23 protein-coding genes and 2 pseudogenes are annotated in these 26,559 nt (G+C 74.1%); 15 read left to right on the forward strand and 10 right to left on the reverse strand.

What is annotated here, in order from left to right; all coding sequences use genetic code 11:
• Positions 1-230: 230 nt before the first annotated feature.
• Positions 231-794 carry a DinB family protein gene (locus OG618_RS03615; protein WP_329485676.1) on the forward strand — a complete coding sequence of 188 codons (564 nt, stop codon included), beginning with the start codon at positions 231-233 and terminating at the stop codon, positions 792-794.
• A 79-nt stretch (positions 795-873) separates the two neighbouring features.
• Here the strand turns inward: OG618_RS03615 and OG618_RS03620 are convergent, their stop codons facing one another.
• Entirely contained in the window at positions 874-1,725 is an 852-nt protein-coding gene (locus OG618_RS03620; protein WP_329485677.1) for an SAM-dependent methyltransferase, read from the reverse strand.
• A gap of 580 nt (positions 1,726-2,305) precedes the next feature.
• Between OG618_RS03620 and OG618_RS03625 the strand changes: the two genes are divergently transcribed.
• From OG618_RS03625 to OG618_RS37985, 3 genes and pseudogenes are all read left to right on the forward strand, one after another.
• Complete coding sequence (locus OG618_RS03625) at positions 2,306-4,411, forward strand: alpha-galactosidase (protein ID WP_329485678.1); 2,106 nt, start codon at positions 2,306-2,308, stop codon at positions 4,409-4,411.
• Between the two features lie 164 nt (positions 4,412-4,575).
• Positions 4,576-6,216: pseudogene (locus OG618_RS03630) on the forward strand (NPCBM/NEW2 domain-containing protein); the annotation flags it as partial.
• Positions 6,217-6,252: 36 nt separating this feature from the next.
• Positions 6,253-6,669 (forward strand): annotated as a pseudogene (locus OG618_RS37985) (NPCBM/NEW2 domain-containing protein); the annotation flags it as partial.
• Between the two features lie 111 nt (positions 6,670-6,780).
• On the opposite strand, the gene OG618_RS03635 reads toward OG618_RS37985, so the two are convergent.
• From OG618_RS03635 to OG618_RS03645, 3 genes are all read right to left on the reverse strand, one after another.
• On the reverse strand, positions 6,781-7,998 hold the full coding sequence (locus tag OG618_RS03635) for a PP2C family protein-serine/threonine phosphatase (RefSeq protein ID WP_329485680.1): 1,218 nt from the start codon (positions 7,996-7,998) through the stop codon (positions 6,781-6,783).
• A gap of 141 nt (positions 7,999-8,139) precedes the next feature.
• A complete protein-coding gene (locus tag OG618_RS03640) occupies positions 8,140-8,619 on the reverse strand; it encodes a flavin reductase family protein (RefSeq protein WP_329485681.1) in 480 nt (159 codons plus the stop codon).
• Positions 8,620-8,798: 179 nt separating this feature from the next.
• Positions 8,799-10,145, reverse strand: coding sequence for a threonine/serine ThrE exporter family protein (locus tag OG618_RS03645; protein WP_329485682.1), 1,347 nt, complete (start codon positions 10,143-10,145; stop codon positions 8,799-8,801).
• Positions 10,146-10,654: 509 nt separating this feature from the next.
• Between OG618_RS03645 and OG618_RS03650 the strand changes: the two genes are divergently transcribed.
• From OG618_RS03650 to OG618_RS03660, 3 genes are all read left to right on the forward strand, one after another.
• A complete protein-coding gene (locus OG618_RS03650) occupies positions 10,655-11,215 on the forward strand; it encodes a DinB family protein (protein WP_329485683.1) in 561 nt (186 codons plus the stop codon).
• Between the two features lie 117 nt (positions 11,216-11,332).
• Positions 11,333-11,629 carry a hypothetical protein gene (locus OG618_RS03655; RefSeq protein ID WP_329485684.1) on the forward strand — a complete coding sequence of 99 codons (297 nt, stop codon included), beginning with the start codon at positions 11,333-11,335 and terminating at the stop codon, positions 11,627-11,629.
• A 171-nt stretch (positions 11,630-11,800) separates the two neighbouring features.
• On the forward strand, positions 11,801-13,171 hold the full coding sequence (locus OG618_RS03660; RefSeq protein ID WP_329485685.1) for an erythromycin esterase family protein: 1,371 nt from the start codon (positions 11,801-11,803) through the stop codon (positions 13,169-13,171).
• A gap of 21 nt (positions 13,172-13,192) precedes the next feature.
• Here OG618_RS03660 and OG618_RS03665 read toward each other — a convergent pair whose 3' ends face one another.
• A complete protein-coding gene (locus OG618_RS03665; RefSeq protein ID WP_329485686.1) occupies positions 13,193-14,116 on the reverse strand; it encodes an alpha/beta hydrolase family protein in 924 nt (307 codons plus the stop codon).
• Positions 14,117-14,493: 377 nt separating this feature from the next.
• On the opposite strand from OG618_RS03665, the gene OG618_RS03670 reads away from it, so the two are divergent.
• Positions 14,494-15,084, forward strand: coding sequence for a TetR/AcrR family transcriptional regulator (locus OG618_RS03670; protein WP_329491997.1), 591 nt, complete (start codon positions 14,494-14,496; stop codon positions 15,082-15,084).
• Positions 15,085-15,163: 79 nt separating this feature from the next.
• On the opposite strand, the gene OG618_RS03675 is transcribed toward OG618_RS03670, so the two are convergent.
• Entirely contained in the window at positions 15,164-15,865 is a 702-nt protein-coding gene (locus tag OG618_RS03675; RefSeq protein WP_329485687.1) for an NAD(P)-dependent oxidoreductase, read from the reverse strand.
• A gap of 149 nt (positions 15,866-16,014) precedes the next feature.
• Here OG618_RS03675 and OG618_RS03680 point away from each other — a divergent pair, with 149 nt between their 5' ends.
• Complete coding sequence (locus OG618_RS03680; RefSeq protein ID WP_329485688.1) at positions 16,015-16,785, forward strand: TetR/AcrR family transcriptional regulator; 771 nt, start codon at positions 16,015-16,017, stop codon at positions 16,783-16,785.
• A 63-nt stretch (positions 16,786-16,848) separates the two neighbouring features.
• The gene (locus OG618_RS03685) at positions 16,849-18,165 is read left to right on the forward strand and encodes a hypothetical protein (protein WP_329485689.1); all 1,317 of its coding nucleotides are present in this window, start codon (positions 16,849-16,851) and stop codon (positions 18,163-18,165) included.
• A gap of 318 nt (positions 18,166-18,483) precedes the next feature.
• Here OG618_RS03685 and OG618_RS03690 read toward each other — a convergent pair whose 3' ends face one another.
• On the reverse strand, positions 18,484-18,849 hold the full coding sequence (locus tag OG618_RS03690; RefSeq protein WP_329485690.1) for a hypothetical protein: 366 nt from the start codon (positions 18,847-18,849) through the stop codon (positions 18,484-18,486).
• A gap of 144 nt (positions 18,850-18,993) precedes the next feature.
• On the opposite strand from OG618_RS03690, the gene OG618_RS03695 reads away from it, so the two are divergent.
• From OG618_RS03695 to OG618_RS03705, 3 genes are read left to right on the forward strand one after another with little or no spacing between them, the layout of a single operon-like run.
• Positions 18,994-19,353, forward strand: a complete 360-nt coding sequence (locus OG618_RS03695; protein WP_329485691.1) for a hypothetical protein — start codon at positions 18,994-18,996, stop codon at positions 19,351-19,353.
• Positions 19,350-20,363, forward strand: coding sequence for a hypothetical protein (locus tag OG618_RS03700; protein WP_329485692.1), 1,014 nt, complete (start codon positions 19,350-19,352; stop codon positions 20,361-20,363). The genes OG618_RS03695 and OG618_RS03700 overlap by 4 nt, the downstream gene beginning before the upstream one ends.
• Entirely contained in the window at positions 20,360-20,749 is a 390-nt protein-coding gene (locus tag OG618_RS03705; RefSeq protein WP_329485693.1) for a roadblock/LC7 domain-containing protein, read from the forward strand. The genes OG618_RS03700 and OG618_RS03705 overlap by 4 nt, the downstream gene beginning before the upstream one ends.
• Positions 20,750-20,887: 138 nt before the next feature.
• Here the strand turns inward: OG618_RS03705 and OG618_RS03710 are convergent, their stop codons facing one another.
• Positions 20,888-22,699 (reverse strand): RICIN domain-containing protein, encoded by a 1,812-nt coding sequence (locus OG618_RS03710; RefSeq protein ID WP_329485694.1) that lies wholly within the window; start codon positions 22,697-22,699, stop codon positions 20,888-20,890.
• Positions 22,700-23,158: 459 nt separating this feature from the next.
• Between OG618_RS03710 and OG618_RS03715 the strand changes: the two genes are divergently transcribed.
• The gene (locus OG618_RS03715; RefSeq protein WP_329485695.1) at positions 23,159-24,301 is read left to right on the forward strand and encodes an FAD-dependent oxidoreductase; all 1,143 of its coding nucleotides are present in this window, start codon (positions 23,159-23,161) and stop codon (positions 24,299-24,301) included.
• A 23-nt stretch (positions 24,302-24,324) separates the two neighbouring features.
• Here OG618_RS03715 and OG618_RS03720 read toward each other — a convergent pair whose 3' ends face one another.
• Positions 24,325-24,696 (reverse strand): winged helix-turn-helix transcriptional regulator, encoded by a 372-nt coding sequence (locus OG618_RS03720; protein WP_329485696.1) that lies wholly within the window; start codon positions 24,694-24,696, stop codon positions 24,325-24,327.
• Between the two features lie 78 nt (positions 24,697-24,774).
• Here OG618_RS03720 and OG618_RS03725 point away from each other — a divergent pair, with 78 nt between their 5' ends.
• Complete coding sequence (locus OG618_RS03725; RefSeq protein WP_329491998.1) at positions 24,775-25,422, forward strand: NADPH-dependent F420 reductase; 648 nt, start codon at positions 24,775-24,777, stop codon at positions 25,420-25,422.
• A gap of 96 nt (positions 25,423-25,518) precedes the next feature.
• Here the strand turns inward: OG618_RS03725 and pip are convergent, their stop codons facing one another.
• Complete coding sequence (gene pip, locus OG618_RS03730) at positions 25,519-26,478, reverse strand: prolyl aminopeptidase (RefSeq protein ID WP_329485697.1); 960 nt, start codon at positions 26,476-26,478, stop codon at positions 25,519-25,521.
• Between the last annotated feature and the right edge of the window lie 81 nt (positions 26,479-26,559).

The raw sequence follows: 26,559 nt of genomic DNA on the forward strand, positions 1-26,559 counted from the left end.
TACGGACGGGTCGTCAGACCCCTGTCAGGAAAGGGTCTCATCCCTTCATCGATACCGTCAGGTTCCGGTAAAGGCGTTACGTCCCCGTATCGGCGCGGGCCGCCACGCGCGCCCCGTGCGCCGCTCCGCGGAACCGGCCCCTCTCCGGTGCGGCACTAGGACAGGACCTGACCCAGATGGCTCCTACCTTGGTTCTCGGCAACGGAGAACGAACGACGAAGGCGGACACCATGACCGACACCACCACCACCGCGACCACGCCCGAGCAGCCCGCGGCGGCCGCAGCCGGCGGGGAGCGGGCGGAGCTGCTGGAGGCGCTGGGCAAGCAGCGGCACTTCCTCCGCTTCACCACCCGTGACCTCACCGACGAGCAGGCAGGGCGCCGGACCACCGTCAGCGAGCTCTGCCTGGGCGGTCTGATCAAGCACGTCGCGAGCGTCGAGCGCGCCTGGACGGCCTTCATCCTGGAAGGGCCCTCGGCGATGGGCGACTTCACCACCATGACCGAGGCCGACTGGGAGCGGCGGAACAACGACTTCCGGCTGCTGCCCGGCGAGACGCTGGCCGGCGTGCTGGAGGACTACGCCGAGGCGGCCCGCCGCACGGACGAGCTGGTCGCCGTCCTGCCCGACCTGGACGCCTCGCAGCCGCTGCCGAAGGCTCCCTGGTTCGAGGCCTCCGCACGCTGGTCGGCGCGTCGCGTCCTGCTGCACCTGATCGCCGAGACCGCGCAGCACGCCGGTCACGCGGACATCCTCCGCGAGGCCCTGGACGGCTCCAAGAGCATGGGCTGACGGGCGCCCCGGCGGGCCCGGAAACGCCGGTGTCCCCCGCGTCTCGACGCGGGGGACACCGTGCGGCCCCGGGGACCGGTCAGCGCTTGACCGCGACTCCGGCGTAGGCGGGGGCCGCCTCCTGCCAGCGCGGCGGGAGCTCCGCCTGCGGCCGCCAGAGCGGCAGTTGGACCAGGCCGGGGTCGACCAGCTCGAAGTCGCCGAAGAACTCCCGGACCTCCTCCTGGGCCCGCAGGACCAGCGGCGAGCTCGCGCGGCTGTAGACCTCGGTGGTCTCGGCGGCCGCCCGGGCGGTCATGAAGTCCTGGGTGCCGTGCGAGAGGATCAGCATGCTGCCCGGCGCCAGCGCGTCCCGCAGCCGCGCCACCGTCTCGGCGGCGCCCTCCTCGTCGCGGACGAAGTGCAGCACCGCCACCAGCATCAGCGCCACCGGCCGGGAGAGGTCGAGCGCCTCCTTCAGGCCCGGATCCCCCAGTATCGCCTCCGGGTCCCGCAGGTCCGCGTGCAGGACGCTGGTGTGACCGGCCGGGTGGTAGGCCAGCAGGGCACGGGCGTGCGTGAGCACGATCGGGTCGTTGTCGACGTAGACCACCCGGGCGTCCGGAGCCACCCGGTGGGCGACCTCCGCGGTACTGCCCACGGCCGGGATCCCGGTACCGATGTCCAGGAACTGGCGGACACCCCGGCCGACGGCGAACTCCACCGCGCGCCCGAGGAACTCACGGTTGATCCGGGCCCCGAGCCGGGCGTCGGGCATGGCCGCGATGACCTTCTCGGCGGCCTCCCGGTCGGCCGGGAAGTTGTCCTTCCCGCCGAGGTAGTAGTCGTACATCCGGGCCGGGTGCGGGGTGCCGGTGTTCAGCTCCGCCGGCGGCTGCCACTCCCCCGCCGCCACCGGCCCCGACCAGCCGGTCATCGCATCGTCCCGCATGAAATCCCCACTCGTCCTGACAGCAAGTCATCTCATCCTAAGCACACCGGGAATCCACCACCCCGCCCCGGCCGCGCGACCGGCCCGGCGGCCCCGGTCGCCCGCACGGTGCTCACGGCCCTGACGCGCGCCCGCGTCAGGGCCGTTCGGCTTGGAGACCGAGAGCCTGTCGACGGTGTGTCGACTCATGGCACGCTCCTTCGTCCCGGCCGGGAAACCCGGTATCGGCGCAGGCGGGAATCGAGGGTGGCGCCGGGCACGCCGGGGCCGAGCGGACACCTGACAAGCAATCAGAACTAAACGGATTTCAACGTCATGTGAAATGTCACATGACTTGGCATCCTCCCGTCAAGAGCTCCGTCACGCCGAGATCAACCTGTGACTCAACGCGGCGTGCAAGGGGTTCTCCCGCGCCGCTTCCCGCCGAGTGACCGTCACGGACGAGTCCGTGCAAGGCACTTGAGGACGGCCAGCACGTGTGCTTCTCTTTGCTGCGTTGCTTTCTGTTGAGACTTTCGAACAGAAACGAACGGCAGCGGGCTGCCGATCCCCCACCCCCCTCGCGCACCCTGGAGCGCCCATGCGGATACCCCTGCCCCGAGCCGTGCCCCGGGCACTGAGCCGTGCGCTGCCCCGTGCCCTCGTCGCACTGTCCCTCGCGGCGACCGGGCTCGGCACCGTCGTCCTCGGGACGGCCGCCCCCGCGGCGGCCCTGGACAACGGACTCGCCCTCACCCCGCCGATGGGCTGGAACTCCTGGAACACCCTGGGCACCGGAGTGACCCAGGAGGAGGTCCTCCAGACCATCGACTTCATGGCCGCCAACGGGCTGGTCCAGGCCGGCTACGACACCGTCACCATCGACGACGGCTGGTCGCTCGGCCACCGCGACGGCCAGACCACCGACCTGGTGAAGACCGCGTACGGGGCGATGCAGCTCTACGACGCCAACCGCAACCCCACCAGCGGGACGGACGGCACCGGATTCGACCTGACCACCGGCCACCTCGTCCCCGATCCGGCCCGCTACCCCGCGCACACCGTCAACGGGCAGACCCTGAACGGGATCCAGTACCTGTCCTGGTACGCCCACAGCAAGGGCATGAAGTTCGGCCTCTACGCCACGGACACCTACACGACCTGCCAGGGCCGGCCCGGCAGCCTGGGGCACGAGTCCACCGACGCCGCCGACTTCGTCGCCTGGGGCGTGGACTTCGTCAAGTACGACGACTGCCCCTACGGACCGCAGATCATCGGGCCCGACGGCCACAACTACTGGACCCAGGGCGAGGGGAGGGAGCTGACCCGGTCCATCTACGCCCGGGTGCGCGACTTCCAGCAGGCGCTCGACGCCGCCTCCCGGGCCCGGGGCCGCCCGCGGGTGGCCCTCAGCGTCTCCGCGCAGCCGGTGCACAGCGGGGTCCCCTACCTGCTCGCCGGCGACGACCCGGCCCGCACCGACCCGGTGGTGGTCGCGGCGGGCACCCCCGCGTTCGAGGCCCCCGGCTACGCCCCGACCGGGGTCTGGTGCGGACAGGTGGCCAACCTCTGCCGGATCGGCGGCGACCGCGGTCCGGACCTGGAGGGCGTGCTCTACAACGGCCAGCTGCAGACCGCCCTGAAGTACCCGGGCAACGTGCGGCCGGGCAGCTGGAACGACCTGGACATGATGTTCGCCGGCTGGCAGAACCCGTACGGCGTGTACGGCGTCACCGACACCTGCCCCTGCCACAAGCCGATGTCCGTGACCGAGTCGCGCAGCGAGATGTCGATCCTCGCCATGCTGGCGTCCCCGCTCATCTCCGGCGCGGACCTGCGCACCGCCGCGGACTCCCGGCACACCCGGGACGGCCTCACCTGGTCCACCGGCATCACCGCCGAGCAGCTCGCCGTCTACAAGAACGCCGATGTCATCGCGATCGACCAGGACCGGCTGACCAGGCCCGCCACCCTGGTCGGCGCCCCGCCCGCCGGCAGCACCGCCCCGATCGTCCTCAAGCGGCAGCTCGCCGACGGCGACACCGCCGTCCTGCTCGTCAACCAGGACCCGGCGGGCTACCGGAACGTCTCCACCACGCTCGCCGAACTCGGCCTGACCGGCCCCGGCTACTCGGCCAAGGACCTCTGGACCGGCGCCACCGGCAACGTGACCGGCGCGCTCGGCGCCCAGGTCGAGCCGCACGGCGTCGTCCTGTACCGCCTCAAGCCGCTGCCGGGCACCGGGCCGGCCGCGGTCATCGGCGACGGCCGCTACCACGGCATCAGCGCCGGCGGCACCGGAGGCCAGGCCCTGGAGGTCCAGGGCACCTGCAGCGCCCCCGACGGCTCCCCCACCGACATCAACACCTGGTGGAGCTGGCACACCTCCGAGCAGTGGAACTTCGCGCCGAACCCGGACGGCACGGTGCGCATCACCGACAACTGCTACACCGACACGCAGCGCCACGGCACGCTGACCGGCGCCGCCGTCGCCGGTCAGCCCGCCCGGGTCCGGAACGCCTGGGACCCGGCCGACCCGGCCCAGAAGTGGCGCGTCGTCCAGAGCACCGCGACCGGCGCGCTGACCATCACCAACGTCGCCACCGGTCTCGTCCTCTCCGCGCCGCAGACCGCGGCGACCTCCCCGGTCGTGACCGGCCCGCCCGACGGATCGTTGGTCGGGCAGTCCTGGAGCCTGCTCTCCTGACGCGCCGTCCGCCGGAAACTCCCCCGTCTCCCGGCTCCGGCGCAGCGCCGGAGCCGGGGCCCCGTCCCACCCGACACCCCTTCTCTGGAGGACCTTTGCGCTCCCCCGGCACCGCACCACCGCGCCGCGCCGCACGGTCGCGTCGCACGGAACTGTCGCGCCGCATGGCCTCGGCGCTGACCGCCCTGGCCCTGTTCACCGGTGGCGGCGCCCTCGCCGTCGGCCTCGAACTCGCCACCGCACCACCGGCGCTGGCCCTGGACAACGGCCTCAATCTGACGCCGCAGATGGGCTTCAACAACTGGAACTCCACGCACTGCGGCGCCCAGTTCGACGAAGCCATGATCAAGGGCATCGCCGACCTCTTCGTCAGCAAGGGCCTGAAGGCGGCCGGCTACCAGTACGTCAACCTCGACGACTGCTGGGCGCAGCCGCAGCGCGACGGCGCGGGCGACCTCGTCCCCGACCCGGTCCGCTTCCCGCACGGCATCAAGGCGCTCGCCGACTACGTCCACGCCAAGGGGCTCAAGTTCGGCCTCTACTCCAGCGCGGGCGACCACACCTGCGACGTCAACGGCTTCCCCGGCGGGCTCGGCCACGAGCAGCAGGACGCCCGGCTCTGGGCCTCCTGGGGAGTGGACTACCTCAAGTACGACAACTGCCACAACCAGGGCGTCGACGCCCGGACCCGCTACCGGGCGATGGGGGACGCGCTGAAGGCGACCGGCCGCCCGATCCTCTACAGCATCTGCGAGTGGGGCAGCACCGGCCCGTGGGAGTGGGCCCCGCCGGTCGGCAACTCCTGGCGCACCACCGGCGACATCGACGACACCTGGGACAGCATGATCGCCATCGCCCAGGCCAACCAGGGCCTGGCCGACTACGCCAAGCCCGGCGCCTTCAACGACCCCGACATGCTGGAGGTCGGCAACGGCGGCATGACCGCGACGGAGTACCGCACCCACTTCAGCCTCTGGGCCGAGATGGCCGCGCCCCTGATGATCGGCACCGATCTGCGCACCGCCGCCCCGGAGACCCTGGCCATACTGACCAACACCGATGTGATCGCGGTCGACCAGGACCCGCTCGGCCGGCAGGGCTCGGTGGTCTCCAGCGAGAACGGTCTGGTGGTGATGTCCAAGCCCCTGGCGGACGGCGGCCGGGCGGTCACCCTGACCAACGAGGGCTCCTACGACGCCACCATCACCGTGACCGCACGGACCCTCGGCATCGCCGGGGCGAACTCCTACAAGGTCAAGGACCTCTGGTCGAAGAAGTCCAGCACCGGCGACGGGACCGTCAGCGCCGTCGTGCCGGGGCACGGAACCGCGATGTTCCGGGTCACCCCGGGCTCGCCCGTCCCCCCGCCCACCGGGGTCACCCAGCTGAGCGACCTCCCGTTCGGCACCGCCACCAACCAGTGGGGACCGGTCGAGCGGGACCGCAGCAACGGCGACATCCAGCCCGCTGACGGCCACACCCTCACCATCCGCGGCGCCGCGTACGCCAAGGGCCTGGGGGTGCACGCGCCCAGCGAGGTCGGCGTCCACCTCGGGGGTGCCTGCCGGAACCTGGTCACCGACGTCGGGATCGACGACGAGACCTACGGCAACGGCTCGGTCAGGTTCCAGATCTTCAGGGACGCCGCCCTGGCCGCCGACAGCGGGCCGATGACCGGCAAGGACCCCGCCAGACACCTCACCGCCGACCTCACCGGCGCCACCACCGTCCGTCTGGTGGTCACCGACGCCGGCGACGGCACCAGCTACGACCACGCCGACTGGGCGGGCCCGCGGCTCGCCTGCGGCAGCGGCCCGGCCGCCGGTGCCCACCAGCTCTCCGACCTCGCCTGGGCGTCCGCCGGCAACAGCTGGGGCCCGGTCGAGAAGGACATGAGCAACGGCGAGAACCAGGCCCGGGACGGACGGACCATCACCATCGCGGGCACCACGTACGCCAAGGGCCTGGGCGTCAACGCGCTCAGCCAGGTGGTCTACTTCCTCGGCGGCTCCTGCACCTCGCTCAGCACCGACGTGGGGGTGGACGCCGAGGCGAGCGGCCGCGCGAGCGTCTCGTTCGAGATCTACAAGGACGCCGTCAAGGTGGCCGACAGCGGCCTGATGACCGTGACGTCGGCCCCCAGGCACCTCACCGCCGACCTGACGGGCGCCGAGGAACTGCGGCTCGTGGTCACCGACGGCGGCGACGGCACCATCAGCGACCACGCCGACTGGGCGGGCCCCGTCCTCAGCTGCTGACCACCCGCACGGCTCGAAGGCGCGGCGCCGGACCTGGTCCGGCGCCGCGCCCGGGCCGTTCCCCCGCCGGGAGCACCGGCCGACCCCGTGCCGGGAGCGCCGGGGCGGGCGTCACGGGAGCCGGTCGGGGTCGGAGGCCGGCAGGTCGGACGGCTGCCACTCGATCATCATGATGGTGGCGTCGTCGGTCAGCGTGCTGTCCTGGTTCTCCAGCAGGGCGTGGATGAGACGGCGCAGCGCCTCGGGGGCCGCCTCGCCGGCCGCGGTCGCGCGGATGACGAAGTCGGCGAAGCGCTCCAGCCCGAACATCTCGTGGTTGGTGCCCTTGGCCTCGATGACGCCGTCGGTGTAGAGGAGGATCCGGTCGCCCGGCCGGAGCGAGAAGGTGTGCACGGCGCGCGGACCGCCCGACAGACCCGACAGCCCCAGCGGCGGCTCGGCGGTACGGGTCAGGGCGTCCGCGACGACCTCGTGGCCCCGGATCAGCAGCGGGGGCGGGTGGCCGCAGTTGGACCAGTGCAGGGTGCCGGTGGCGAGGTCGAGCCGGGCGAAGATGCCGGTGGCGAAGCGGTCCGGGAACCAGCGCTGCAGGGCGTCGTCGATGGTGTCGACGAGGTCCGGGAGGTCGGCGCCGTTGCGACGGGCGTTGCGGCAGGCCGCCAGGGCGACCGCGGCGGTCAGACCGGAGGCGAGGTCGTGCCCCATCGCGTCCAGCACGGCGGCGTGCAGGACGCCGGCGGCCAGCGAGTGGTCGAAGGCGTCACCGCCGAGGTCGTAGGCGGGCTCCAGGACGGCGGTCGAGATGACCTGGCCGTTGCAGACGGTCCGCAGGGGGAGGAAGGCCCGCAGCATCTCGGCCGGCAGGCTCATCGTCTCCACCCGCGTCCCCCGGGCGTAGCTGTCGCTGGTGTCGCGCTTAGAGGTGATCACCATCGCCAGCATCGCGGCGAGGAGCCGGCAGCGGCGCACCGCGGCGTTGTCGAGCGCGGCGGCCCGCACGCCCAGGACGCCGAGCCGCTCGGCGCCGTCGACCAGCGGGAACCAGGCGAGCAGCTTGCCGTCGTCGCTCTCCGCCACCCGCAGCCCCCCGGTGCGGTACGTCCAGCCGGCCAGCGTGCCCTCGATCGGGAGGGCGGCACCGCCGCCGAGGGCGAACAGGTGGTTCTGCTGGATGTCGGCCAGGTACACGGTGCTCACTCCGATGCCGAGGGTCTGGGCGTACTGCTGGGCCAGCACCGGGACGTCGGCCGGGTCGAGCGTGCGTCGCGTGGTGAGGAACTGTTCCATCAGCTGCTCACCCAGGTTGAGCGGCAGGGTCTCGTCGGTCATCGCTCCAGCCGAGCCGGGCCGGACCGCGCCGTCCAGCCGACGCGGAGGGAACGGGCCGGAGTCACCCGCACGTGGGCCGCGCGGTCGGCCGGACGGTGGACCGGGACCGTCCCCGGCACGCCGGGGGCGAGCCGGGGACGGTCAGGCGGGGTGCCCCGCGTCGATGTCGGTGACGTCGCGGAAGGTGAGCGGCGCTCGGTCCGCGGTGGTCCGGGTGTCGACGGGGTCGAGGAGGAAGCCGGTGTGGTCGCCGCCGTCGGTCCGGGCGTGGACGCGGCCGGCGAAGTGGGCCGCCGCGTCCGCCAGGACGGGCGCCCCGCCCGGTCCCGGCGTCCAGCGGACGTCCGCGAACTTGTCGGTGTCGTCGCCGGTGCGCCCGCCGAACAGCTCGGCGAGGTCGTGGCGGTGCCGGGGCAGGAGGTGGACCACCAGGAACTCCGCGCGCGACGCGACGGCGTGGGTGTGGTTCGCCTTGGAGATCCACACCGCGAAGCGCACCGGCCGGATCGAGCACTGACCGGCGAAGCCGACCAGGCACCCGGCGCGCTCCCGGCCGGCGGCCGCGGTGACGACGTACACCGGGTAGTCCAGCAGGGCGGCGAAGGCGTCGAAGTCGGGCATGGGTGTCGCTCCTTCCGTGCGGAGGCCGCGGTGGCGGCGGTGGGGTGCGTCCGGTCCTTCGCTGCCCGCTCCCGCGGCCGCCATTCCCGGGCGGCCGTTCGTCGGGCCTTCGCACGCGCGCCCCCGGCCGAAACCTACGTCGGTCGGTCCGGCGGCGCCCGCCGGGAGGACGGCGCCCCTCAGCGGCGGTGGCGGCCGGTGGGGCGCCGGGAGGTGAACGCCGGCCGCGAGGCCGGGAGGAAGAGGCGGGCCACCTCTCCCCCGAGGTTGACGCCGATGGCCAGGGCCATCGCGGTGGCGCACGCCCGACCGACCCAGCTGCACCCGGCCTCGGGCCGGCCCTGGACGAACGCGAGCATGCCGAAGTACAGCACCGAGCCGGGCATCAGCGGCCCGAGCGCCGCCGTGACGTGCGGCAGCGCGGACATCGCCCGGTAGCGGGCCATCAGCTGGCCGAACAGGCCGACCAGCCCGGCGGCGAGCCCGGTGGCCACGATCGGCTCGACGCCGGCACCGGCCAGGACGGCGTAGGTGGTCCAGCCGACGGCGCTGTTGAGGACGACCGGGGCCAGGGTGGCCCGGTCGGTGCGCAGCAGGACGGCGAAGGTCAGTGCCAGCAGCATCGCGGCCGCGAGTTGGAGCGGCGGGTTCACCGTGCTGCCCGGCGCCCCGTCGGGGGTCAGGTCGGCGTCGTTGCTGACGCCCAGGTACAGCACCGTCATGACGCCGATCACGATGCCGGCCATCAGGTACAGCACTTCGAGCAGCCGGGCGGCCGCGGTGAGGTAGAAGCCGGTCAGGCCGTCCTGGGCCGCGGCCACCAGCGGGCGGCCCGGCAGCAGGGCGAACAGCCCGCCGGTGATGACCACGGAGCCGCGCAGGTGGAGCCCGTTCAGCGAGAGCAGGCTGCCGATCGTCGCGGCCGGTGTCGCGGCGGCCACGAAGCCGTAGAACTCGGGCAGGTCGTGGCGGGCGACCAGGGCGGCCAGCCGGTCACCGGTCAGGGCGGCGACGAAGGCGGTCCCGAAGACCAGCCAGGCCCGGCCGTCGGCCCGGCCGCCGACCAGCAGGGTCGCGGAGCCGGCCAGCAGCCCGGAGGCGAGGACGAGGAGCCAGCCCGGGTACGGGGGCCGGCGGCCGAGCAGGACGGTCAGCCGGTGCCGGGCCTCCTCGGCCGCCACCTCGCCCGCCGTGATGGCGGTGACCAGGCGGAAGACGGCGGCGAGCCGGGTGTAGTCGCTGGCCGGACGGCGGACCGCGCGTTCGGCCGTCAGCGGCGCGACGTCCGGCGTCGGCTGGTAGGAGATCGCCACCAGGGTGTAGGTCACCTGCGGCTCGCAGGGGTACACGCGGTAGGCGTGGGCGACGCCCAGCATCGCGCCCTCCACGTCCTCCGCGGACTCGCCGCTGGCGAGCAGCGCCTCGCCCACCCGCAGGGCGAGGTCCAGGACGCCCGACGCCTCCGCCGGGCCGGGCCACTGCCGCGGTTCTCCGCCGGCCGCGAGCGGGCGTTCGGCCATCGGCATGCGCACCAGTGGCCGCATCCGGTCCGGCCAGGGCGTGTCCCCGCGACCGGCGCGCCCCGGGACGCTTTCCCCGTCGGCGGGCGGCCGGGGAGCGACCAGCCCGCCGCGGGCGTCCTCGGGCCCGGGGCCGCCCGGCGCCGCGGGGTGCGGGGCGGGGGTCGCGCCCGGCTCCGGCCCGGGGTCGCCGGCGTCGGGCCGCCGGCCCGGGTGACCTTGCTCCGACACCGCCGCTCCTCATCGTCGAGCCGCGCACCGGGGCGGTCACCTGCGGCGGGGTGGCCGCTCGGCGGCGGTGCGGGACCATCACGTTCCACTACGGATGGTCATGATCGTGCTACCCAAAGTGATCTGCGAGGGAACGCCCAGGGCGGCGCGCGGGCCGCTGCCCGGCGTCCGGCCGGTTCCGTACGCTCGGCCGACCGGGTGGCCCCGCCGCCTGCGGAGCGCGGCCGGCCCGCCGTCGAGAAATCCGCTGGCGGGCCCACTCCCCATTGGCGATCATCGGCGGTATGAACGACCAACCCGTGCGATGGACCCAGGCGACCGTCTACCCCGACATGTGGGTCGACCCGGACAACGACCCGCGCAACGGCGACGGACCCGCTCCGGACGGCGAACTCGCGACGCTGATGGGCTACCTGGCGGACTACCGTGCGACCCTGCTGATGAAGTGCGAGGGCCTGGAGCCGGAGCAGCTCGCCCGCCGGTCGGTCCCGCCGTCGACGATGTCGCTGCTCGGCCTGGTCCGCCACCTCGCCGAGGTCGAACGGGACTGGCGGAACTGGCTGGACGACGCCGAGCCGCTGCCCAAGCTGTACGGCAGGCGTGACGCGGACTTCGACGAGGTGGTCGGCGAACGGTCCGCCGTCGACGCCGCGTACGCCGACCTGGCGCGTGAGCAGGCGGCGACCGACGCCGCGCTGGCCGGACACACCGACCTCGGCGCGCGCCTGGAGAAGGACGGGATCGCCGTCCGGGAGCTGCTGGTGCACCGGATCGAGGAGTACGCCCGGCACTGCGGGCACGCCGACCTGCTGCGCGAGTGCGTCGACGGCCGGGTGGGCCAGTAGCGCCCCCTCCCACCGGAGCCCGGCCGAGCCCCCGCCGGTGCGCGCGGCCGTCTACCCGGGGGGCGACGCCAGACTCCTGGCCGCGGGAGCGTCCGGGGCGGCGCCCTCACCGGGAACATGACGGACAAGCCGGTGATGATCCACGGCGACCTGTGCGCGGACGTGACGGTGCTGTCCGCCGAGTTCGCCCCGGACCTCGTCGGTGGGGCGCTGCACGGCCCGGCGATCGCGCCCCCGTACCTCGACGGCTACGCCCAGGACATCGACCCGGCCACCGTCCTGGTCCCCGAGGTCCTCCGCACGGAGGCGGACGACGACCCGGACGAGTACCGCGGCTTCGACGCCCCGAAGGTCCACGGCGGCCGGCTGCTGCGCCACAGCGAGGAGGGCCTCCCGATCACCCTGCCCCGGTGAACCCGGCGGGGGTGCGGCCGGGCCGTCCGGGCAGCCTCGGCTGCCCCTTTGTCGCTCGTCCCACGGGGGTAAACCCCCGCATCAATCGGAGGCCATCCGCAGCGCGCCGCCATGGAATCGCAGGCGATGATCGATCCCACGACACAGTCAGCGAGTTGAGGGGTCGAAGACATGGCACGGCATCACCAGCACATCGGTCGGCGGGGGCTGCTGGCCGCGGCGGCCGTCGCGATCGGAGCGGTCCTCGCTCCGGTCGCGGCCCAGGCGGCGCCGGCGGCATCGGCGGCACCGCCCGTCGAAGCGGCCGGGACGAGCGGCGTGGTCCGCGCGCTGGACCGGGCGGCCCACCCGCTGCGCTCGACCGAACCGGGCCGCGGCACGGCCGATCTGCGCGCCCTGGGAGCGATGATCGGCGACGCGAAGGTGGTCGGGCTCGGCGAGGCCACCCACGGCTCCCACGAGTTCTTCGCCATGAAGGAGCGGGTCTTCCGCCACCTCGTCGAGGAGAAGGGCTTCACCACCTTCGCCCTGGAACTCAGTTGGTCCGCCGGACTCCGGATCGACGACTACCTGCAGACCGGCCGCGGCGGCGACGCCCGCAGCGTCGCCAAGGCGGCCCTGGCCGACTCCCCCTGGGACCGCGAGGAATTCGTCAGCCTCATCGAGTGGATGCGCGACTACAACCGCCACCACCCGGACCGCACCGTCCACTTCATGGGCGACGACATCGGCGCGCCCTCGCTCGACGACGCGTTCTTCGCCCGGATCACCGACTACGTGCGGCAGACCGACCCGCAGGCCCTCGCCCGGCTCGACGCGCTCTACACCGGACTGCGCCCGATCGACGACGCCTTCGCCTACCTGGGCAGGCCGCTCGCCGAGCGCCGGCGACTCGCCGCGCAGGCCCGGCAGGCCCTCGACCTGGTCAGCGGTCTGCGGGGCAGCGACCCGGAGGCCGCCGCCTGGGCCGAGCAGAACGCCCGCTCCGTCGCCCAGACCGCCACCTTCCTCTCCCTCGACCCCGGGGACGCCACGACACTGCCCGAGTTCGAACGCTTCCGGGACGAGGTGATGGCGCAGAACGTCACCTGGTGGCAGCGGCGCACCGGCGGGAAGGTGCTGCTCTCCGCCCACAACGACCACGTCGGCCGCCTCGCCGGCGACCCGGCGCTGTACCCCAGGACGCAGGGCGCCTACCTGAACGACACGATGGGCCGCGACTACCTGCCGATCGGCTTCACCTTCTACCAGGGATCGCTCCTCTCCAAGGACGCCGCCCTGGGCGGCCCCTGGAAGAAGTTCACCGAGGGGCCACCCACCTCGGACATGAGCGAGTACACCCTCGACCAGGTCCGCCATCGGGACTTCTACCTGGACGTCCGCACCGCCCCGGCCGCCGCCAGGGCCTGGCTGAGCGGCACCCGGCCCGTCCGCACCTACGGCACGCAGTACCCGTACCCGCCCGGGAACGTCGCGCTCGGCACGTCCTTCGACGTCCTGGTCCACCTCCACGACATCCGGGAGGCCGACCGGACGCCGTAGTGCCGGGGCCGACCGGTCCGGCTACTTGCTCCGGACGCTGCCCAGCGGCTCGGGGTCCGCCCCGAGGGCGGTGAGCGCCGCCTGCCAGTCGGCGTCCTCGGCCTGGAGGGTGCTGCGGAGGAAGGCCGTGGTGAGCCGCCGGATCAGGGCGACCCGCGCGGGGCTCTCGTCGGTCGTCTCGGCGACCTCGTACCCGACGATTCCACCGAGCGAGTGCTCCGCGCCGAACAGGGTGAGCAGGCTCTTGCGGCCCGGGCTGTAGGTGTAGGGGTCGGTGAACCAGTCCGGGCCGCGGGTGGACAGGTGGGACTGGTCGCGGTCCCCGGCGACCACGAGGGCCGGTGTGGTCATGGCGTCGAAGGACGGCTTCAGGAAGGGCAGGTGCTCGGCGGCGAACGGGGTCAGGTCGTCGCCCAGACCGGCTGCCGCCAGCAGGACGCCCGCCTTCACCCGGGGATCGGCCATGGACTCGCCGGGAACGCCGTCGGCGTCCAGGACGCGTGCGCCGAGCAGCGCGCTCGCCGTCTGGGCGCCCCAGGAGTGGCCGGCCACGGCGACCCGGCCGTGGTCGACGCGCCCGCCGAGGCCCGGCACGGCGGCTTCCAGGACGTCGAGCCCGTCCAGCACGCGCGTGAGGTCCTCGATGCGCAGGCGCCAGATCCGCGGGGTGCGCGGGTCGTCGGCCGGGATGCCGAGGGTGCGGGAGTCCAGGTGGGTGGGCTGCAGGACGACGAAGCCGTGGGCGGCCCAGTAGTCCGCGAGCGGGGCGTAGCCGTCCATCGACCAGCCGAAGCCGTGCGAGAAGAGGACCACCGGCAGGCCGCGGCCGGTCGCCGGGGCGGACACCCGGACCTGGAGGTCCTCGCCGCGGCCCGGGGCGGGCAGGACGACCGGCTTGGCGGAGAGCACCGTGGCGGGTGCGTCGGTGCTGTGGGGGACTGACATGGAGGGGCCTTCCGTTCGGGTTCGCTGCGCAGGTGGCTTCGGTGGGCCCGGCGGCGGGTGGCGCCGCCACGGGGCCGGGAATCGGCGATCGTGGGCGCTCCGCCGTCCGGTGGAGACGGGACAGCCGGTGGACGGCATGGCCGGTGGCCCCGTGTTCTGCCATCATGGCCGAAACGGAACCTCGCTCCGCAAACGATACGGAACGACGTTCCGCTTTACAAGCGTCGGTCATCGATCGTCGGTCATCGCTCGCCGGTCATCGATCGTCGGTCACCGACCGTCCGTCACCGATCGAGAGCCATCGATCGTCAGTCGTCGATCGTCAGTCGTCGACCAGGTCCGTCACGGCCCGGGTCGGTCATGGGAGGAGTGCCGTGGTGAACGACAGCGGCCAGGGCGCGGAGAGCGCAGCCGGGTCCAAGCGAAAGGACGCCCGGCGCAACCAGCAGGCCCTGCTGGACGCGGCCGCCGCGGCCTTCGTCACCTCGGGGGTCGAGGCACCGGTGCGCGACATCGCGGTCGCCGCCGGCGTCGGGATCGGTACCATCTACCGCCACTTCCCCACCCGGGCGGACCTCGTCATCGCGGTCTACCGCCACCAGGTCGAGGCGTGCGCCGAGGCCGGCCCGGCCCTGCTGGCGAGCAGCCCGTCACCGCACGTGGCGCTCGCCCGGTGGGCCGACCTCTTCGTCGACTTCCTGGTCACCAAGCACGGCCTGGCCGCCGCGATGCAGACCGACAGTGCCGGCTTCGAGACCCTGCACGCCTACTTCCTCGACCGCCTCCTGCCGGTGTGCACCCTGCTCCTCGACGCCGCGGCCGCCGCCGGCGAGACCGACTCCGACCTCACCGCGTACCAACTCATGCGCGGCATCGGCAACCTCTGCATCGGCGCCGACAGCGACCCCCGCTACGACGCGCGCCCGCTGGCCGCACTCCTCGTTGCCGGCCTGCGCCGCCGGCCCTGAGGGGCCGCCCGCCCCTGCTCACCACGCCCGACGACCGCGCCTCCGGGCCAGTGCCGGGAGACGCGGTCGTCGGCGCCGGTCAGTAGCCGACGGTGAAGCGGCGCTGCACGAAGCGCGGCAGCTCCGCCTCGTCGACCAGGGCGACGGCGGCGTCCTCCGCCGAGATCCGGCTGCGCCCGTCCGCGTCGACCACCGGCTGGTCGCCACCGATCCGGAACCGGCCGGTGCGCTCGCCGGGGGCGATGTCCTGCGCGGGGCTGAAGTACGTCCAGAGCCGATTGGACTGCCGCAGGACGTTCAGGGCGTCCCGGCCTCCGCGCACGGCGGCGGCGTATTCCTCCGGGAGTCCGAGTGCGGCGAGGATCCCGTGCAGGCGCTCGTCGGAGTCGGCCAGCACCAGCCCCGGCTCGATCTCCAGGCTGCCCGCTCCGCCGATGACGATCAGCCTGGTCCGGGGGTGACTCTCCAGGGCCTTCACCAGGGCCCGCGCGGCGGTGGCGTGAACCGTCGGGTCGGCGATCGAGCGGCGCACGGTGTCCGCGATGTCGCGGGCGCCGTTTCCGAGCTGGAACCCGCTGATCAGCACGTCCAGGCCGGGCAGGACGGCGGCGACGCCGGCCGCGTCGAGGACGTCGACGCTCTTCCAGATGACGTTCGCCCGGGCCTCCTCGATCCGGGTGGCGTCCCGGCTGAAGGCGGTGACGTGGTGCCCCCGGCCGAGGGCTTCGGTGACGACGCGGCTGCCGATGGTGCCCGTGGCCCCGATCACTCCGATGCGCATGGCTCTCCCCTGTCTCATGCTGCGGCCCGGCTCATGCTGCCGCGCTTGCGAGCGCCGCCTGTTCACGGCGTAGCAAAACTATACGGCGTGCAGTTTTGATACGGCAACCAGCACGGGGACGCCGTAGAGCCCCGCGGTAGAGTGACGGCGTGGCAAGCACAGACGCGGGAGAGACCGGCACCGGAACCCCTGACACGACGACCGCGGGCGCGGGACGGACAACGGGGCGCCGCGAGCGGCTGCGGGCCGAGACCACCGCCGAGATCAAGAAGGTCGCGCTGGAGCTGATGGCAGCGGGCGGCCCCGACGCGATCACGCTGCGGGCCATCGCCCGCGAGATGGGCATGACGGCCAACGCCATCTACGGGTACTTCGCCACCCGCGACGAGCTGGTCACCACGCTGATCGACAACGTCTACAGCTCACTGGCCGACGCCGTGGAGGCCGCTTGGGCGGCCGCCCCCACCGGGGACCCGGCGGCCCGGATCCGGGCCTGGGCCGACGCCTTCCGGGACTGGGCCCTGGCCAATCCCGAGGGCTTCCGCCTCGTCTACGGCGACCCCGTCCCCGGCTACCGGTCCCCCGAGGGCGGCGCCGCCCCGGACGCCGCCCACCGGGTCTGCACCGGCATCACCGCACTCGCGGCCGAGGCCTGGCCGTACGCCGAACCCCGGTACTCCGACAGCGAGTTCGCGTGGTCCGACTTCGACCCCGGCCTGCTCGACAAGGTCCGCCCGGCCTTCCCCGACCTGCCCCCCGCCGCCGTGGCACTCGCCCTGCGGACCTGGAGCCACCTGCACGGCCTGGTGTCACTGGAGATCTACGGCCACCTGCGGACCCAGACCCTCAGCCCCGGGAAGCTCTTCCGCGAGGAACTGGCCCAGCTCGTCCGCTCCCTGGGCATCCCCCCGCGGGGGTGACCATCACGGGTCGCGGCACCGCTCCGCCCCACCGATCCGCACCAGAGGACAGGACTCCACCCGGTGGACGACGGGAACCACGACGGGCTCGGCTCCTACTGGGACCCGCTGCCCACCGCCCGGCGGCTGCTCACCGGCCAGCCGCACCTGGACCGGTTCGGCGGCCACTGGGGCGAGCGCAACTGGCGCAACGTCCCGGGCCCGTTCTACGGCGCCGACACCGACAGCCTGCAACTGGGCCGCCGCGACGCACCCTTCCACCTCGCCCACGACGACGACCACGGCCCGTTCTCCGGCCGGGAGTTCGTCTACCGCCAACCGGTCGGCGCGGCACAGACGCGGGACCTGCTGGACGGCTGCGCCCTCGGTCACGGCGGCTTCGCGATGGACGGCGACGACCACTGGACCGTCCCGGCCGTGCGCGAGTGGTGGCAGGAACGCGGGCGGGTACGCGAATGGGCCGTCGAAGCGGCCGACCGCTGGTCGCGCGCTCGTGGAGAGCACCGCGAACACTACCGGGACGCCGCCGACGGCCTGCGCGACTACATCGCCCACCTCGACCACGGGCTGGAGGAGTACCTGCGCGGCTACCTCCTCTGGCTCGCCGAGCGCCGCCCGCGCCGCCCAGGCGAGCCGCTACCCCTTCTGGAGCGGCCCCGGCCCGGTGCGACCCTGCCCCCGACCGTCGGCAGGGCACCGACACCCGCACCCGCACCCGCACCCGGGCCAGGAGCCACGGCCGGGGAGCCGGTGCTCGCCGGCTACTTCGTGGCGGTCCCCGAGCCGGTGACCGGCTCGGGCCTGCCCCGGACGAAGCTGCTGACCACGGCGTCCGACTGCCTGATCGACCGGCTCCCGCAGGACGGCTGCTGGTTCCCCACCGCGCAGGACGCCCTGGCGGCCTGCGCACCGCTCGACGTACCGGCGGCGGCCCGGCTCTACGCCCTACTGGTACCGGCCGGCCATGCCGCCGCCCTCGCCACCGACATCCGCGCGGCAGACGGCCACGAACCGGTCCTGCTCGCACGACTCGACGGCCGGGCCGACGACCCGGCCACACCCGAGGGCGGGTACCAACTCGGCTGGGAGGTGCTCGGCTACGACCACGGCCTGCTGCACAGCTGGCTCTGCAACGACCTGTACCGGGAAGCCGTGCGCGCCCTCGCCGTCGACACCGACGACCGCGGACTGCTCTCCGGCCGGGAAGCGGCCGAGCGCGTCGCCACCTGGGCCAACGACCTCGGCGACACCAGACCCGTCACCTGGTTCCCGGCCGCCCTCGTCGAATGGAACGCCCCGATCGAGACCGACTTCGAGCCGATCACGACCGAAGCACCCCGCCCGCCCCGGCCATGGTGGCATCGCTTCACTGCCGGATGAAAGCACTCGGCCCGGTCTGGGTACTGCTGCTCCGCTCCCCGGGGATGCCGCCGGCCGCCGCCGCGGGCGAACTCCGGCGGGTGGCATTTCGCTGGTGCTGCGTCACCGTCGAATTACTGTGCGTTCCGCCGGGAGTGGATATGACGCCCAGTCATCGGAATGTCACGCATTTCCCCGAATGGATACCGGACCCTCTTCTACGGGCGGCCGGCGGTAATCGGTTCATCACGCATCGCTTTCGCTCCGCCCGGCAATTGCCGGGCGGAGCGCGGTCCGCCGCATTCCGCCCGCCCGGGTGGCCGGTTCCGGTGGGCGGGCTCAGACGTCCAGCCCGGCCTCGATGCGCTTGAGGCTGTGCCGGGCGAGTGCCAGGTTGGCCCGCGAGCGGTCCAGGGCCAGGTAGAGGAAGAGCGAACCACGCGCGCCCGCAAGGGGCCTGATCAGGTGGTACTGGCCGCCGAGGGTGATCAGGATGTCCTCGATGACATCGTCGATCGACAGCGCCGCCATGGCCCTCAGCTTCGCCCGGACGACCTCGGTGTTGCTGGCGGCCGCGACCTCCAGATCGAGCTGCTGGTTCCCCCCGAGATGCCCGAGCGACATACCGCTCTCGTAGTCGACCAGGGCCACGCCGATGGCGCCCTCGATGCCCATCGCGTCCGTGAGTGCGCTGTCAATGTTCATGACCTGTTCGTCCTTTGCGTGCCATCCGGGCGGAACCCCCGTGTGCAGGAATCAAAGTAGCAAGAAGGTCATCGGGTGTGGCCACCGCACGGAAATGGTGAAATAAAGTACGCTGCCAGCGGTTCAGAAAGCGAAGGGGTACTGGTGCACGCGCTCGAAGCTTCCCTCTCCGATGTGCTCGACTCCCCCGGAGTGGTCGGCGCCGCGCTCGTCGACGCCGTCACGGGCCTCACCTATCGGTCCGCCGGGGAGCACCGACTGCTCGGGACCGGAGCCGAACTCGCCGAGCTGGCCAACCTGATCGGCGAACGGCTGTGCGAAGCCGGGGCGGAGGGCGAGTTGGAGAGCCTGGTGGTCACCAGCACCCGCCACCACCACGTCGTCCAGGTGGTCCCCCGGCAGGGCGACCCGCTGCTGCTGGCCACCGTGCTGGACCGCAGGCAGACCAACCTCGCCCTGGCGATCCGCCAGAGCGCCGACCGGGCAAAGGGCCTGCTGGCATGACGGGCCGTCTCCACGACCCGGCCGCGCCCGCGTCCCCACTCGTGTCTCCCGCCGCACGCAACGTGCCCGCCCTCCTGCTGACGCTGCGCCAGGGCGAGTTCACCGGCTCGGTCACCGTCTCCAGCGCGCCGGGCGGCACCATCCACCTGGAGCGGGGGCTGGTCACCGCGATCGAGACGCCCGGGGCCCCGACCGTCGAGACCCTGCTGCTGAAGTCACGGCGCGTCGGCGAGGCGGACTGGTCCGCCGCCGAGACGGCCGCCACCGCCAACGCCCAAGGCGTCCCCGGCCTCCAGGGCGGCGAGCTCGGCGCGGCACTGGTGGCCCAGGGGTCGATCGGTGCCGCCGAACTCGAAATGGTCTGCGCGGCCGCCGCCTTCGACGGCGCCTTCGCCCTGGTCCTGAGCCCGCCCGGCAGTTGGGAGGTCGCCGAAGCGGCCGCCCCCGCCAGGATCGCGCTGCGCCCCGGCATCGAGCCGCAGCGGCTGTTCGAGGAAACCGGCCAACGGGTGGCCCTGTTGACCCGCCTCTGGGGGCCGCCCGGACAGCTCGCTCGCAGCCGGATCCGCCCGGCCACCCCGGCCGGGTCGACGGCACCGCGGATCCCGGACCGCTACCGGGAGATCCTGGTCGCCGCCACCGGCCGGCGCACCGCGCGCGACATCGGGTTCGCACTCGGGCGCGGACTTTTCGCCGTGCTGCTCGACCTCGCCCGGATGGACGCCCGGCAGCTGCTCCACCGCGAGCCGGTGGTCCCGCCCGCCGCGGTGCCGAGCGTGGCGCCGCGCGCGCCGCACACCGGCCCGCCGCCGGCCACGACCGGGCCGCTGCCCCGCCGGGTCCCCGCGCGGCGCGGCCCGCAGGCCCCGGACGGACCGACCGCAGCCGGCGGGCTCCCCCGCCTGCCCACCCGGCCCGAGGGCCCGGCTGCCGTCTCCGGCCAGCCATCGAACGTTCACCGCGCCGAGCGGACCGAGAAGACCGAAGAGACCGAGAAGAGCGCACCATGAGCAGCCAGACGTCATCCGCAGCACTCGTCGACGAGTTGAAGTCCCTCCGTGACCGGGTCGTGGGCATCTCCGAGAGCGTCGTCTCGACCGCCGACGGCCTGCTCGTGGCCGCCGACACGGCCGCCGTCCATCCCGAGTCGGCCTCCGCCCTGTCCGCCGCCATGCTCGGCCTCGGCCGGCGCACCGCCGCCGAGGTCGGCCTGGGCGGCCTGCGCGACGTGGTCACCCGCTGCGACGGCGGCTACGTCGTGGTGCTGGCGATCGGTGAGCAGGCGCTGCTGATGATCCTGGGCGACGAGGGCATGGACGTCGCCGGTCTGCACCGCGAGGCTCCCGCCACGATCCAGCGGCTGGGCGAGCTCCTCGGACTGGTTCCGACGCGCTAGGCCCGGACCGGGGCCACCGGCGCGGGCCGGGTCGCCGACGGGGCCCGGACCGGGGCCACCGGCGCGGGCCGGGTCGCCGACGGGGCCCGGACCGGGGCCACCGGCGCGGGCCGGGTCGCCGACGGGGCCGGACCGGGGCTACCGGCGCGGGCCGTAGTCCCAGTAGTGGTCGGGGTAGTCGCCGCACGGGTACTGCATCAGCGGTGCCTGCGGAGCGGTACTGCGGTAGGTGACGGCGAGGCACTGGTGGCTGTTGTCGTTGACGAACCGCATGCCGCGCGGCCACTTCTCGATCTTCCAGGACTGCCCCGGGCTGCTCCGGCACTCCGACTGCACCACCTCGGCGGTGGCCCGGGTACTGGAGTTCCGGACGGACAGACAGAGGGCACTGTTGTAGCTGACGATCCGGTAGTAGGTGTCGCCGTCCGGGTCCGTGTAGGCCTTCTGCGCCTCCCAGAAGTGGTCGGGGAAGTCCCCGCAGGGGTACTGCTGGACCTCCCGGCCGTCCTCCCGGGTGCCTCCGGGCGTGGCGATGCACTGCTGGCTGTTCCCGTTCCTGATCTCCACCGATCCCGTCGGCGGAACCACCGGGGCGCCGCCGAGCCGGCCCGGTGCCGGGACCTCCGCCGTCGGTGTGGAGCTGGCGGGCGCCGGGGGCGTACCGGCGGGCGTGGCCTCGCCCGAGGGGACGGCGGGAACGGCGGGATCCGGCGGCGGGCCGGCTCCCGTACTCCGAGCGGCCGTCCCGGCCGGTTCGGACGCCACCGGAGCGGACGGCGGCGGCACCGGCGGTGCGGTCGGCGTCCCGCCGGACCGGTCGGGCGCACTGCTCGGGGTGGCAGGAGCGGAGGGGGTCGACGAGACCGGCCCCGTACTCGGAGCCGGTGCCGAGGGGCTCCCGGCCGCCGGTGAGGGGGCGCCGGAGCCCGGCCTGCCCCAGGCTCCGGCCGCCTGCGGGACGGCGTCGAAGGGTCCGTGCGCCGCCGCGCCCAGGCGGACGCCCACCAACACCCCGGCCAGCACCAGGATCGCGGCCAGCACCGCCCCCGCCGCCCCGACGGCCGCCCCCGCCCCGGCCTTACGGCGCCATCGCGCACCCGTGGGCCCGCCGCGCGGCGGGCCGAGGACGGTCGCACCGATCGCGACCTCGCGGGTCGGGCCGGTCGGGCCGCTCCGGCCGTGGTCCACGACCCGGACCAGCTCCCCCCGGACGATCCGGGGCCCGGCCGGGACGAGAGCCATCCCGGTCACCTCCCGGTACTGGCCGGCCAGCGCCTCCCGCACCCCCACGAGGTCGGCCTCCAGCCGCCGCAGCACCGGTAGGTGCGCTTCCACCCCGTCGCTCACCGGCTCCGCCCCGACCCGTGACCGTTCCCGGTCGACCAGGAGCCCGACGGCCTCCTGCTCCCGGCCGGCCGTGTGCCGCGCCTCACGGGCGCTCTCCCTGATGCGCCGTACCTCGGCCAGACACCAGGTCGCCTCCCGCAGCCGGACCTGCCGGACCTGTCGGAGCGGCGCTGCCACCGGGTCGGTCGTGGCACCTTCCGGGGCGTCGGTACCGCCGGTACCACCGATACCCTCGACACCATCTGCACCACCGGCCAGCTCACTCCGCAGCTCGGCCACGATCGCGACCAGCACACGGATCAGGTCCTCCGCCTCCGCCATGCCCTCCTCGGCCTGCCGCTGCGCGTCCTGGGCCCGGTCCAGCGCCTGCTGCGCGGCCGACCGCCGGGCCGCGGGCGGCTGGAGCCCCTCGGCCGCCCGGGTCGCCTGCTCGTGCAGCTGGGCGGCCCGCGCCAGCAGCGCCGCCCGGGTCCGCGGGTCCTCCACCTGGTCGTGGACCAGCCGTTGGAGCAGGTGCCACGGGATGTCCTTCTCCGCGGAGCGGTACGCGCTCCAGCTCGTCCGACCGGCGGGGTAGCGCTGGGCGAGCCTGCGGAGGGTCACCCCCGAGGTCACCTCCCGCACGAACCGTGCCAGGGCGTCCGCCTGTTCGGTCTCCCCCTTCAGGCGCCCCTGCGGGCGTCCAGCACTACCCACCTCTTGCCCCCTCCCGTGTAGGCGGACGATCCGGGCTGTCCGCCGCTCGGTCGGCCCTCGGCCGATTCCTCGTAGCCGGACAATCCAACATGGCGCGCCGTGGGACCTCCACCGGTTCTTCGGACAACTTCCCGGTTCCGTCAGGACACCACCGGGCCGGGTGCGAATACCGAACTCGGCCAGGGCGGGCACCCCCTGAGTGCCCGCCAGGTGCCGGCCCACCGCTCCGCCGCGGCTCTCCCGCGATGGCGACCGGCACCGTCGCCCCCTCCACCCGGGCCGTCGGCCCTCCGGTAGTCTCCGCTGTCAACGGCCGGGCGCGGCGCGGCCGGGAGGCGGACCGTGGCGACAACGTACGGAGTGGGCATGACCGGTGAGGTCGTAGTCGTCGGTGGCGGGGTCATGGGGTCGTCGGCGGCCTGGCACCTGGCGGCGCGGGGCCGGCGGGTGACGCTCCTGGAGCGGTTCGCCCCGGGGCACGACCGCGGCAGCTCGCACGGCAGTTCACGGATCTTCCGGCTGGCTTACCCGGAGCCCGAGTACGTCGCCCTCGCCGTGCGGGCGCTGCCGCTGTGGCGGCGGCTGGAGGAGGAGACGGGCACCGCCCTCCTGGAGCTCACCGGGGCGGTGGACCACGGCCCGGCCGCCGCGACCTCGGCCCTGCACGCCGCGCTGGCCACCGCCGGGCGGCCCGCCGAGCTGCTCGACCCGGCGCGGGTGGCCGAGCGGTGGCCGGGATTGCGGGCCGACACCTCCGCGCTGTTCCACCCCGAGGCCGGGCGGCTGCACGCCGACCACGCGGTGGCGGCGTTCCAGCGGGCGGCCGCGGCGCACGGGGCCGAGGTCCGGCACGGCGTCCGGATCGCCCGGATCGCCGTACGCGGCGGCGGGAACGGCGACGGGAGCGGCGGCGGGGGCAACGGCGGCGCAGGCGTCGAGCTGGTGACCACCGAGGAGGAGGTGATCCTCGCCGAGCAGGTCGTGGTGGCGGTCGGCGGGTGGGCGCCGGGCCTGCTGTCGGGGCTCGTGCCCGGGCTGCCGCCGATGCGGGTGACCGAGGAGCGGCCGGTGCACTTCCCGGCCGCCGCACCGCTGGACTGGCCGAGCTTCATCCACCACGGCGGGGCGCAACTGGTCTCGGACGTCGGCGTGTACGGCCTCGGGAGCGTCGACGGCGTCAAGGTCGGCTTCCACGGCGTCGGCCCGGTCGTCGACCCGGACCACCGCGCGGGCGACCCCGACCCGCGCGCGGTGGAGCGGGTGCGGGAGTACGCGCGGCGCTGGCTGCCGGGCGTCGACCACACCGCGCCGACCGCCACCACCTGCCTGTACACCACCACCCCGGACCACGACTTCGTGGTCGACCGGCGGGGCCCGGTGACGGTCCTGGCCGGGTTCTCCGGGCACGGGTTCAAGTTCGCGTCGGTGCTCGGCGCCCTCGCCGCGGACCTGGTCGAGGGCCGCCCGGCCGCGCGCCGCTTCGCCCTCGGGGCCGGCCGGGGGCGCTGACCGCCCGCACCGGAGCGGCCGACTCAGCCGTGGCCGTCCTCGGCCGCCTCCGCCCGCTCCCGGGCCGCCATCACGTCCTCGCCGTGCTCGAAGGCCCAGGCGCCGAACGCCTCGACCGGCTCCAGCAGCGTCCGCCCCAGCCCGGTGAGGGTGTACTCCACGTGCGGCGGCGACCCGGCGTACGCGCGGCGCTCCACCAGACCGTTGAACTGGAGCCGGCGCAGCGTCTCCGTGAGGACCTTGGGGCTGATGCCGCCGATCCGCTCGCGCAGTTCGCCGGGCCGTGCGGGACCGTCGCGCAGCGCCCATACCACGACGGCGTTCCAGGTGTTGGCGAGCAGATCGAAGGCGAGCCGGGCTCGGCAGTCGGCGAGGAAGCCGTGGTCGGTGGTCACTTACCAGATGGTGCCCCAGCGGTTTCGTAGTGTCGTCCCGATTCTGAAGGACGGGTCACGACAGAGGGGTTGAGCATGATGAGGATCGGGATCGTCGGCACCGGAACGATGGCGCGGGCGCTGGGTGAGCAGTGGGCGCGGGTCGGCCACGAGGTGCTGGTGGGCGGGCGGGACGCGGACCGCGCCGGCGCCCTCGCCGACCGGATCGGCGCGCGGGCGGGGACCGCGCGGGAGGCGGCCGAGCACGGCCGGGACGCGGTGCTGCTGGCCGTGCCGTACGCGGCGGCGGTCGGCGTGGTGTCCGGTCTGGCCGGCGCTCTGCGGGGCAGGGCACTGATCGACTGCACCAACCCGGTGGCCCCGGGCTTCGTCCTCGAAACCCGGGGCGGCCCCTCGGCCGCCGAGCGCATCGCGGCCGCGGCGCCCGGCGCCTCCGTGGTCAAGGCGTTCAACCTCTGCCACGAGAGCGTGTGGCGCAGGACGCCGCCGGTCTTCGACGGACGCCCGCTCGCGGTGCCGCTCTGCGGTGACGACGCGTCGGCCCTGGAGACCGTACGGGGCCTCGTCCGCGACCTCGGCTGCGCACCGGTCGACGGGGGCGGCCTCGACCGGGCGGGCCTGCTGGAGGCGACGGCAGCGTTCCTGATCGGTCTGTGGGTCGGCGAGGGCGCGGACGCCCAGGCGATCGCCCCACCGCTGGCGTACGCGGGGGGCCGGCCCTCCTGATCCGCGCGCGGGCCGGACCGGCCCCCACGTGGTCGCCGGGGGACCTGCCGGCCCTCGGCGACCACCTGGCGGCCGGGTGCTCGGGCCCCGCGCGGGTCACCGGTCCTTGAACTCCTCGATGGCCGCCCGAGAGGCCTCGGCCATCGCCTCGCTCCCGACGTGCCCGGAGTCCTCGAAGATGTGGAGCCGCGCGTCCGGCCACACCTTCGCCAGCGCCCACGCCGTCTCCACCGGGCTCCCCATGTCGTGCCGGCCGTGCACCAGCACCCCCGGGATCCCGGCCAGCCGGTGGGCGTCGCGCAGCAGTTGGTCCTCCTCCAGCCAGGCACCGTTGCTGAAGTAGTGGGCGCAGATCCGTACGAAGGCGATCTGCTCGTCGACCTCGCGGTCGCTGTACATCCCCGGGATGCCGTTGGGCTCGTTCGAGACGACGGCGTCCTCCCAGGCGAGCCAGTCGGCGGCGGCCTTCGCGCGGACGGCCCGGTCGGGGTTCTCCATCAGCCGGGCGTAGGCCGCGAGCAGGTCGCCGTCCCGCTCGCCCTCCGGGACGCCGTCGCGGAACCGGTCCCAGGCCTCGGGCTGGAACCGCCCGGCGCCCCGGTAGAGCCAGTCGGTCTCGGCGGGGCGGGTCATCGTCACCGCCTGGATGACGATCCCGGTGACCCGCTCCGGGTGTCGCTGCGCGTAGGCCAGCGCGAGCGTGGATCCCCAGGACGCGCCGCTCAGCAACCACCGTTCGACACCGAGGTGTTCGCGCAGTCGCTCGATGTCGTCGATGAGGTGCCGGGTGGTGTTCAGGCGCATGTCCGCCGCCGGGTCGCTCGCGTGCGGGGTGCTGCGGCCGCAGTTGCGCTGGTCGAAGCGGATGAGCCGGTAGCGCTCCGGGTCCCAGGCCCGCGTCGGCCGGCGCGGGGCACCCGCCCCCGGGCCGCCGTGGACGGAGAGGGCGGGCTTGCCTTCGGGGTTGCCGAGCTCCTCGTAGTAGATCCGGTTGCCGTCCCCGGTGTCGAGGAAGCCGTGGCTGTACGGGTGGGTGGGAGCGTAGAGGTCGACCATGGCCGCCGATCCTACGGGAGCGGTCGTGCTCGAACCAGGCCGTGACAGAAGCCGGTTGGGCGGCTCCGCCGCACGTCGGCA

It is taken from the genome of Kitasatospora sp. NBC_01246, assembly GCF_036226505.1.
Lineage (GTDB): Bacteria > Actinomycetota > Actinomycetes > Streptomycetales > Streptomycetaceae > Kitasatospora.

What these genes read in the sequence shown, in the direction of transcription:
- OG618_RS03615 (WP_329485676.1), top strand. Translation starts at nt 231, where the DNA reads ATGACCGACACCACCACCACCGCGACCACGCCCGAGCAGCCCGCGGCG.
- OG618_RS03620 (WP_329485677.1), bottom strand. Translation starts at nt 1,725, where the DNA reads ATGCGGGACGATGCGATGACCGGCTGGTCGGGGCCGGTGGCGGCGGGG.
- OG618_RS03625 (WP_329485678.1), top strand. Translation starts at nt 2,306, where the DNA reads ATGCGGATACCCCTGCCCCGAGCCGTGCCCCGGGCACTGAGCCGTGCG.
- OG618_RS03635 (WP_329485680.1), bottom strand. Translation starts at nt 7,998, where the DNA reads ATGACCGACGAGACCCTGCCGCTCAACCTGGGTGAGCAGCTGATGGAA.
- OG618_RS03640 (WP_329485681.1), bottom strand. Translation starts at nt 8,619, where the DNA reads ATGCCCGACTTCGACGCCTTCGCCGCCCTGCTGGACTACCCGGTGTAC.
- OG618_RS03645 (WP_329485682.1), bottom strand. Translation starts at nt 10,145, where the DNA reads ATGCCGATGGCCGAACGCCCGCTCGCGGCCGGCGGAGAACCGCGGCAG.
- OG618_RS03650 (WP_329485683.1), top strand. Translation starts at nt 10,655, where the DNA reads ATGAACGACCAACCCGTGCGATGGACCCAGGCGACCGTCTACCCCGAC.
- OG618_RS03655 (WP_329485684.1), top strand. Translation starts at nt 11,333, where the DNA reads ATGACGGACAAGCCGGTGATGATCCACGGCGACCTGTGCGCGGACGTG.
- OG618_RS03660 (WP_329485685.1), top strand. Translation starts at nt 11,801, where the DNA reads ATGGCACGGCATCACCAGCACATCGGTCGGCGGGGGCTGCTGGCCGCG.
- OG618_RS03665 (WP_329485686.1), bottom strand. Translation starts at nt 14,116, where the DNA reads ATGTCAGTCCCCCACAGCACCGACGCACCCGCCACGGTGCTCTCCGCC.
- OG618_RS03675 (WP_329485687.1), bottom strand. Translation starts at nt 15,865, where the DNA reads ATGCGCATCGGAGTGATCGGGGCCACGGGCACCATCGGCAGCCGCGTC.
- OG618_RS03690 (WP_329485690.1), bottom strand. Translation starts at nt 18,849, where the DNA reads ATGAACATTGACAGCGCACTCACGGACGCGATGGGCATCGAGGGCGCC.
- OG618_RS03700 (WP_329485692.1), top strand. Translation starts at nt 19,350, where the DNA reads ATGACGGGCCGTCTCCACGACCCGGCCGCGCCCGCGTCCCCACTCGTG.
- OG618_RS03705 (WP_329485693.1), top strand. Translation starts at nt 20,360, where the DNA reads ATGAGCAGCCAGACGTCATCCGCAGCACTCGTCGACGAGTTGAAGTCC.
- OG618_RS03715 (WP_329485695.1), top strand. Translation starts at nt 23,159, where the DNA reads ATGACCGGTGAGGTCGTAGTCGTCGGTGGCGGGGTCATGGGGTCGTCG.
- OG618_RS03725 (WP_329491998.1), top strand. Translation starts at nt 24,775, where the DNA reads ATGAGGATCGGGATCGTCGGCACCGGAACGATGGCGCGGGCGCTGGGT.
- pip (WP_329485697.1), bottom strand. Translation starts at nt 26,478, where the DNA reads ATGGTCGACCTCTACGCTCCCACCCACCCGTACAGCCACGGCTTCCTC.